Source organism: Gordonia sp. NPDC003376, assembly GCF_053589235.1.
Genome location: NZ_JBSFRM010000006.1, coordinates 64,028 through 72,140 on the forward strand (window position 1 = coordinate 64,028; position 8,113 = coordinate 72,140).

Here is an 8,113-nt window from a genome sequence, read left to right on the forward strand (position 1 = left end):
CCGCGTCGATGTCACCCCGCGTCGATGTCACCCCGCGTCGATGTCACCCCGCGTCGATGTCACCCCGCGTCGATGTCACCCCGCGTCGATGTCACCCCGCGTCGATGTCACCTCAGCGCGGTGATTCCCCGGTCACCAGGGGAAGCTCCGGATCGGCGGCCCATGCCGTCATCGATCCGTCGTAGACCGCGACGTCGTCGCGACCTGCGAGGGCCAGGGCATGGGCGACACCGGTCGCCGCGATCCCGCCACCGCAGTAGGTCACCACGGTGCGGTCGGTGTCGAGCAGTCCGGCCTTCTCGAACTCGGCACGCAGGTCGTCGATCGCACGCAGGGCCCCGGTCTCGGCGTCCCGCAGCGTGAAGACCGGAAAGTTGATGCTGCCCGGGATGTGGCCGCGGCGGGCGTAGGTGTCCACCTCACCGCGGTAGGTCGCCTCGTCGAGCACGTTCACCAACAGGGTGTTCGGGTCGTCGAGTGCGGCGGCGATGTCGGCGGTCGAGCGGATCAGCCCCGGCCGATGCTCCCCGACGAAAGTCCTCGCCACCGGTGTCGACTCGGTGTCGGTCACCTCGAGTCCCGCGGCCTTCCAGGCACGCAGGCCGCCGTCGAGCACGGCCACGTCATCGAAGCCCTCCAAGCGCAACTGCCACCAGAGGCGGGTGGCCCAGTATCCGTCGTGCTGGTCGTAGACGACGACGGTGGCACCCTCACCGATCCCGAGGGCACCGGCGGCCGCGGCGAATCGTTCGTGGCCCGGTGCGGTCCACGGCTGGGTGGCGTCGGCGTCGGCGAAGTCGGTCAGCAGGTCGGCGAACACCGCTCCCGGGATGTGTTCGGTGCGGTAGCTGTCGGCTCCCGATCGGGGGACGTAGGGGCCGTCGGTGGGGACGGGAAGGTGGGTCGTGGAATCGACGATCACCAGTGCATCGTCATCGAGATGGTCACGCAGCCAGTCGACATCGACCAACGCGGGCACGGTGGAACTCATTCGGGTCGCCTTTCGGGAAAACGGGGGCCAAGCGGCAGTGCCGATGGTAGGAGCGGACAAAACGTCCACGCACAGAAACCGATCTCACTGCGAGCAACCCTTGTGGGTGATCACGATCCGGGATAGCGATGACGCCGTGCACCGGCCAGTGAGAGCCGGACGTCGTCGTCGGAGAGCTGATCGAAGTGATCGTAGGAGGCGCCGACCCCGTAGAAGTGGGTGACCGACGACGGACACACCACCTCGACCTCGGTGCGCAGGTCCGCGAGGGTGTCGGCGGGGCCGACCGGTACGGCGGCGACGAGTTCCGCGGCGCCGAGCGTGCGCAGCGCCGTGAGTGCCGCTCGCATCGTCGCACCGGTGGCGATGCCGTCGTCGACCACGATCACCGTCTTCCCGCGCACCGGGACCGGCGGACGGTCGGCGCGGTAGGCGAGGTTGCGTCGGCGCAGTTCCACCCGCTCCCGTGCGATCGCGTCGCGTAGGGCCACGGGGTCGATCCTGGCCTTCCGGATCACGTCCTCGTTGCGCACCAGGACGTCGTCGGCGATCGCGGCCGCTGCCAGCTCCGGCCGCCACGGCACCCCGACCTTGCGGACGGTGATCACATCGAGTGGCGCACTGAGGTATTCGGCTACCTGGACGCCCACGGGGACACCGCCACGGGGGAGTGCCAGCACCAGCAGATCGCGGTCGTGGACGGTGAAGCGGTCGAGATTCTGGGCGAGAATCCGACCGGCATGCGCGCGATCCCGAAATCTGATCGGATGCTCAGAAAAGGCGTGACGATGCATGACGGGCTCGCTTCGGTGGATCAGTTTTCACGGTAGCACCGCAGCGTGGCCTGGGGAGCGCGTCAATCGACCATGATCGGCGGAACGGTGTCGCGGAGGTCGAATACCGCGAAGGTCTGATCAGGGCGGTCCCGGGGGACAGCTCACCACCTCGCTCGGAGGCCTTCCGCATGTGACGCCGACTCGCCGAGCCCCCGTACCTGACATCCCGGGTCGGTGCCCCCCGGGCGGTCAACGAGCGATGAGGGAGATCGGCGAGCGTCGGTGTGGCTAGAGCCGATCGTCGTCGGTGTAGATGATCACCCCGCGCAGGTTCCTACCGTCACGCATGTCCTGGTAGCCCTGTTCGACTTGATCGAGCCGATACCGTGTGGTGATCAGGTCATCGAGATTGAGCTTGCCCGCCTGATACATCGACAGCAGCAGCGGAATGTCGTATTGCGGGCTGGCCCCGCCGAAGAGCGCGCCCTTCACCTCGTGCTCGTAGTTCGTCATCAAGAACAAGTTCAGTTTGATGTCCACGAGGCTGTCGGGTCCGAGTCCGGTGACGACCAGCCGACCGCCCTTCTTCAACATCAGCTGGGCGGCGAGGATCATGTCGCCTTCCATGTCCCCAACCGTGAGGATCACCTTGTCGGCGAGTTTGCCCCAGGTCATTTCCGTGACGGGCCCGAGTGCCTCCTCCATCGACGAGAAGGTATGAGTCGCACCGAACTTCTCCGCTGACGCACGCTTGAACGCGACCGGATCGATCGCGACGACACGCTTCGCGCCGGCCGCGACCGCGCCCTGCACAGAGTTGATACCGATCCCGCCGATCCCCACGACGACGACGGTGTCGCCGGGTGCCACCTTGCCGACCTTGGTCGCAGATCCCCATCCGGTGGTGACTCCACATCCAACGAGCGCGGCGACGTCGAGTGGGATGGACTTGTCGATCTTCACCACCGAGTCGGCGTGCACAGTGACGTACGGCGCGAAGGTTCCGAGCAGACACATCTGCACCACATCCTTGCCACGTGCCTGTACTCGCGCGGTACCGTCGGCGATCGAATGAGTGGTGAGCAGGTACTGGCCGTTTTCGCACATGTTGTAGCGGCCGGTTCGACACTCCTCGCACTCGCCGCATGACGGGATGAAGGACAGGACGACGTGATCGCCCTCTTTCACCTTGGTCACTCCGGCGCCGACCTGCTTCACGATGCCGGCGCCCTCATGCCCGCCGAGGACCGGGTAGTCGTGCGTCCAGTCCCCGCGTACGAGATGTTCATCGGAATGGCACAGACCCGAGGCGGCCATCTCCACCATGACCTCTCCGGCTTTGGGTTCTCCGAGCTCGATCTCCTCGACCGACCAGCTTTCGTCCTCGGCCCACAGCACCGCACCCTTGGTCTTCATTCCATCCTACCTTTCATCAGTCCTATCGAATGGTATGACAATTAAAATGAAAACGAGGAGATTTGTGGCTTCTGATCACTCTGCGTGCCGCGCGCTCGCGTAAACGGCACGCCGCGACTACCCGGAAAAGGGGCTTCGACTGTATTCCTCATGCGGACGATCAGGACTCTGAGCGCATCCGGTTGGGTTCATTGGGCGACGAGCCGGTGGAGGTCGACCGGGAGCTCGCTCTGGCAGAGGGCGGCCCACCTGCGGTTGCCCGTGGAGCCGCCCAGGGGAATCGAACCCCTGACCTATTCATTACGAGTGAATTGCTCTACCGACTGAGCTAGGGCGGCGTGCTGCGCGAGGCAGCGCTCACGAGTGTAGCGAGCGTGCGCGCGGGAACCAAAACGGGGTCCACCCCGGGCGGTAGGCGTCGTATCGTCGGAGTATGTCCTCTCCACGCACTCCGGTGAGCGCGGCCACGGCGTCCGACGAGGTCGCCGAACCGTGGCGTGTCATCGCCGACGCCCTGCAGGCCGCCTACCGCACCCGCAACATGGTGACCGGCGGGAAGTTCGTCGCCCGGGTGATCGAGGCGGCAGAAGCCGCCGACCATCACCCCGACGTCGATCTGCGTTACGGCTCAGTCCATTTCACCGTCAGTACGCACAGTTCGCGTCGGCTCACCGCCGCCGACGTCGCCCTGGCGAATGCGATCGCCGGGATCGCCGACGAGATGGGTCTCGAGCCGTTGGCCGCGCCGCCGGCGCGATTCGACGTGGCCATCGACACCGCCGACGCCGAGCGGATCCGGCCGTTCTGGCGGGCAGTGCTCGGCTACCGTGACGACCCGGAACACACCCTGGCCGATCTGACCGACCCGGACGGCATCCTGCCGCCGGTCTGGTTTCAGCAACTGGACTTGCCGCGACCCGAGCGGAGTCGCACCCACGTCGACCTGTGGGTACCGCACGACGTCGTCGCCGACCGCATCCAGGCAGGCCTCGACGCCGGCGGACGACTGGTGACCGACGAGTTCGCGCCGGGCTGGTGGGTGCTCGCCGACGCCGAGGGCAACGAGATCTGCCTGTGCACCTGGCAGGACCGCGAGGAAGACGGGGCCTGACACCACCCTGATATGCACAGGTCAGGGGTGTGGTTCAGGGTGATCAGTCGGAGAACATCGTCTGCGTGAACGTCATCCGATCGCCCCGGTACAGCGAGCGCCGCTGCTCGATGGGGACGTTGTCGACGTCATAGGACAGACGATTGAACAGGAACATCGGTGTGCGCGCGTCGACGTGCAGGAGTGCGGCCTCCCGCGCGTCGGGCAGAGTGGCCTCGATGTTGTCCTCGGTTCGGCCGAACCGGACCCCGCGCCGGCCGAACTCGGCATAGAGCGACGAGGTGACCTCGAAGCCTTCTTCCAGGCCGGGGTAGCGGTAGGCGGGTAGCCGGGTGCGTTCGAGGCCGACGCGGACGTTGCCGGTGGTGAACACACGCTCGAGTTGGATCACCGGATCGCCGACAGCGATCTCCAGATGGTTCGCGAGCGCCGCATCGGCGGTCATGGGTGTCCAGCCCACCAGGATGCGGCGGGCCTCCATACCGCGTTCGCGAGCGGCCTCGGTGTAGGAACCCATCGACAGCGGTTGCAGGATCTTGGGCCCGGCCACCACCGTCATCCGGCCGCGTCGCTCGATCTTGCCGTCGACGAGGAGCTCACGCAGAGCCTGACGGACCGTCTCGCGTGATACCGAGAAACTCTCCGCGAGATCACGCTCTGCCGGAAAAGGATCGCCCTCGACGAGGTCTTCGAGGAGTTCTTCCAGCTGAGATCGGACCACCTGGTGTTTGAGCACGCGTGGTTGCTCGGACAGCGACATGGGGAAATCGTAGCGAGAATTGGTCTAGACCAAATGGAAACCCAGTGTTCATCCGGAGTTCGAAGAATGAACCCGAACGATCGTCTCGGTGCCGCTGGCCTTCCTGGCCGCGCGCAACAGCACCCCGCATCCGGCGGTCCAGGCCGTCGCGCGTGCGGTCATCACGTTCTGCCGTGCCATACCCGATCTGCGTTTGCGGTGCAGTTCGTGCGGGCACTCGGGATCGGTGTGCTGCCCGGAATCCTCGCCCTGGCACTGCATGCCGTCGGGTGTCGAGCGCGCCGTACGCATCGGCTTCGGTGCCCTCGTCGCCGGGTCGACCGTCACGGCGATGGCGGTCCTGGGGGTCACCCCGTGGGCGCTGCTCACCTGGGTGGATCCCGCGTTCGAGGTCTTCGGCCGGAAGATCCCGCCCGATTTCGATGCGCTCGGCGTGGAACTGTTCGACGCCGCGCTGCAGACCGTCGCGATCGCACTGGTCGCCACCGCCGTCGGTCGGTGCTGTCGATCCCGGTGGGAATCCTGCTCGCCCGCACCGTGACTCCGCATCCGGTGGTGTACTGGCTGGCTCGGGAATGGGTTCTCGTCGTCCGGGCGGTCCCTGAACTCATCCTCGCAGTGGTGTTCGTCGCCGCACTGGGGTTGGGTCCGGTCGCCGGTACGTGCGCCTTGGCGATCGGATCCATCGGCTTCCTCGCCACGACGGCAAACTGCGCGTTGCGGTCGCTCCGTAGGCGGCGCCAATACATATACGGCCCGTTGATGATTCAGCCGCGCCTTCTACGGTGATTGAGCCGGGACCGAGCGAAGCGAGGACCCGTGTCGAAATCTCTGCAGCCTACGTCGGATGCGTGACCACCTGCGAAGTGGTTACGCCGGCGAGTTCGGCCGACAGAGGTTTCGACACGACTCGTCGCTACGCTCCTCATCGGCTCAACCACCAACCGCCCGTTGCCGATTGAGCGAGGACCCCCCAACGATGATTGAGCCGGGACCGAGCGAAGCGAGGACCCGAGTCGAAATCTCCGCAGCCTACGTCGGGTGCGTGACCGCCTCCGAGGTGGTTACGCCGGCGAGGTCGGCCGGCAGAGGTTTCGACACGCCTCGTCGCTCCGCTTCTCGTCGGCTCAACCACCAACCGCCTCTTGCCGATTGAGTGGGATAGTCCCGAACGGTGATTGAGCCGGGACCGAGCATCGCGAGGACCCGTGTCGAAATCTCCCCAGCCAACGTCGGATGCGTAACCACCTCCAAGGTGGTCATGTTGGCGAACTCGGCCGCCGGAGGTTTCGACACGCCTCGTCGCTCCGCTCCTCACCGGCTCAACCACCAACCGCCTCTTGCCGATTGAGTGGGATAGTCCCGAACGGTGATTGAGCCGGGACCGAGCGAAGCGAGGACCCGAGTCGAAATCTCCCCAGCCAACGTTGTCCCCAACAACCCCACAGGTGAACCCGAACCCCCACGGTGAACAGTCGACCCACTTTATCCACAAATACTGATCAACTTGACAATTCGACCGCTCTTCGCCTATACGTTCGCTACAATAGAACACATGCAGGGGGAACTGGACACCGTTATCGACACACTCACCAATTGTCGTTTCGACGACGATCAGACCGGGCAGGTCATCTTCGCGGACATGCAGAAACTGGTCACCATACCCAACCTCGTCGACTCACTCACCGCCGCCGGTGCCGGACACCTCGACCGGCTGGGTTTGGCGCAACGGCATGGGCACAAACCGATCGCCTTGTTGATCGAGATGGGCTTCGCGCCAGCCGTCGCAGCCCGGATGCAGCGGATCGGGACCTCGGCGGTGGTGGCGCGGACGTCGAACCATGCTGCCGACGGGGCGATCTCCGGTGAACACGTCGACGCGATCGTGCGCGGACTGAATCAGATCGGACTACGCGCCGGAGAACCACCCGACACCGACACGTGGGCGACCTTTGAGGGAGACCTGTTGGCGCAAGTCCTGTCCGGGGCGACACCGGCCGAGGTGATGGCACGCGCACATCAATTGGGGGACCATCACTCGTCGGATACCGACGGTGGACGACCCGCGAAAGAGGACCGCAACCTGAACGCCCTGGATATCGGGCGCACCGACGATGGACGGGTGTCGGTGTCCGGTTCGCTGGATGTTGTTGTCGGGGAGAAGTTGGCGACGGCGATCGAGAAACTCTCGGCACCCGTCCCGCAGCCGGATGGTTCGACAGACCCACGTGAAGCGCCCCGACGTCGCGCTGACGCCTTGGAGATGGTTGTGGATATGGCCGCCGGTGCCGGGGAACGGTCGGTGACCGCTCTACCGGCAGCGTTGATCACCCTGTCGGTACCTGCGGATGCACCGAACAAAACCGAGTTGGCGTTCGGTGGGTCGATCACCCGCAACACCCTCCTCGAAACGACGTGTGACGGTGTGGTGGTGATGACCATCGTCGACGGCGAACGGGTTCCGTTGGATATGGCGCGGTCGAAACGGTTGTTCACCGCCGGTCAGCGGCGCGCCCTGTTCGAGCGGGATCGGTGTTGCATCAAGTGTGGTGCCCCGGCGTCGCGGACTCAGGCCCATCACATCGCGCATTGGTCGGATGGTGGTGCCACCGACCTCGCGAACGGTTGCCTGTTGTGCACCTCGTGTCATGCCGACGTCCACCACAACGGGTGGGATGTCTACATGGGACCCGACTCCCATCCGTGGCTGATCCCACCCGAGGTGGTGGATCCGCGTCGTCGTCCTATTCCGGCGTACAACCGGCGGTTCGCTGATGAACTGCCGAATGCTGCCTGACTGTCGATAGAGCTTGTGTTCTTTGAGAACTTCATAGAGATAGGGGTGGGTGTCGGAGCCTCCGCTGGTTGCGTTGGTGACGTCGGCCGGCGGGGGTTTCGACACGACTTGTCGACGGCCCGTTGCTGATTGAGCCGGGACCGAGCATCGCGAGGACCCGTGTCGAAATCTCCGCAGCGTGCGTTGGGTGGTGACCGCCTCCGGGGTGGTGGCGCCGGCGAGCTCGGCCGACAGAGGTTTCGACTCGCCTCGTCGCTTCGCT

6 protein-coding genes, 1 tRNA gene and 1 pseudogene are annotated in these 8,113 nt (G+C 65.4%); 3 read left to right on the forward strand and 5 right to left on the reverse strand.

Annotated elements, in window-relative coordinates:
• Positions 1-112: 112 nt before the first annotated feature.
• From ACWDUA_RS08620 to ACWDUA_RS08635, 4 genes are all read right to left on the reverse strand, one after another.
• Entirely contained in the window at positions 113-991 is an 879-nt protein-coding gene (locus tag ACWDUA_RS08620) for a sulfurtransferase (RefSeq protein ID WP_449750592.1), read from the reverse strand.
• A 110-nt stretch (positions 992-1,101) separates the two neighbouring features.
• Positions 1,102-1,785, reverse strand: coding sequence for a phosphoribosyltransferase (locus ACWDUA_RS08625; RefSeq protein ID WP_449750593.1), 684 nt, complete (start codon positions 1,783-1,785; stop codon positions 1,102-1,104).
• Between the two features lie 270 nt (positions 1,786-2,055).
• Positions 2,056-3,183, reverse strand: coding sequence for an NDMA-dependent alcohol dehydrogenase (locus tag ACWDUA_RS08630; protein ID WP_449750594.1), 1,128 nt, complete (start codon positions 3,181-3,183; stop codon positions 2,056-2,058).
• A 262-nt stretch (positions 3,184-3,445) separates the two neighbouring features.
• A tRNA-Thr gene (locus ACWDUA_RS08635) sits at positions 3,446-3,521 on the reverse strand.
• Positions 3,522-3,616: 95 nt separating this feature from the next.
• On the opposite strand from ACWDUA_RS08635, the gene ACWDUA_RS08640 reads away from it, so the two are divergent.
• The gene (locus tag ACWDUA_RS08640) at positions 3,617-4,294 is read left to right on the forward strand and encodes a VOC family protein (protein ID WP_449750595.1); all 678 of its coding nucleotides are present in this window, start codon (positions 3,617-3,619) and stop codon (positions 4,292-4,294) included.
• Between the two features lie 43 nt (positions 4,295-4,337).
• Here the strand turns inward: ACWDUA_RS08640 and ACWDUA_RS08645 are convergent, their stop codons facing one another.
• Positions 4,338-5,054 carry a GntR family transcriptional regulator gene (locus ACWDUA_RS08645; RefSeq protein WP_449750596.1) on the reverse strand — a complete coding sequence of 239 codons (717 nt, stop codon included), beginning with the start codon at positions 5,052-5,054 and terminating at the stop codon, positions 4,338-4,340.
• 79 nt (positions 5,055-5,133) lie between these two features.
• On the opposite strand from ACWDUA_RS08645, the pseudogene ACWDUA_RS08650 reads away from it, so the two are divergent.
• Together ACWDUA_RS08650 and ACWDUA_RS08655 are read left to right on the forward strand one after the other, a co-directional pair.
• Positions 5,134-5,753, forward strand: a pseudogene (locus tag ACWDUA_RS08650) (hypothetical protein); the annotation flags it as partial.
• Positions 5,754-6,609: 856 nt separating this feature from the next.
• Positions 6,610-7,851: a DUF222 domain-containing protein gene (locus ACWDUA_RS08655; protein WP_449750597.1), complete on the forward strand. Its 1,242-nt coding sequence runs from the start codon at positions 6,610-6,612 to the stop codon at positions 7,849-7,851.
• Positions 7,852-8,113 lie beyond the last annotated feature (262 nt).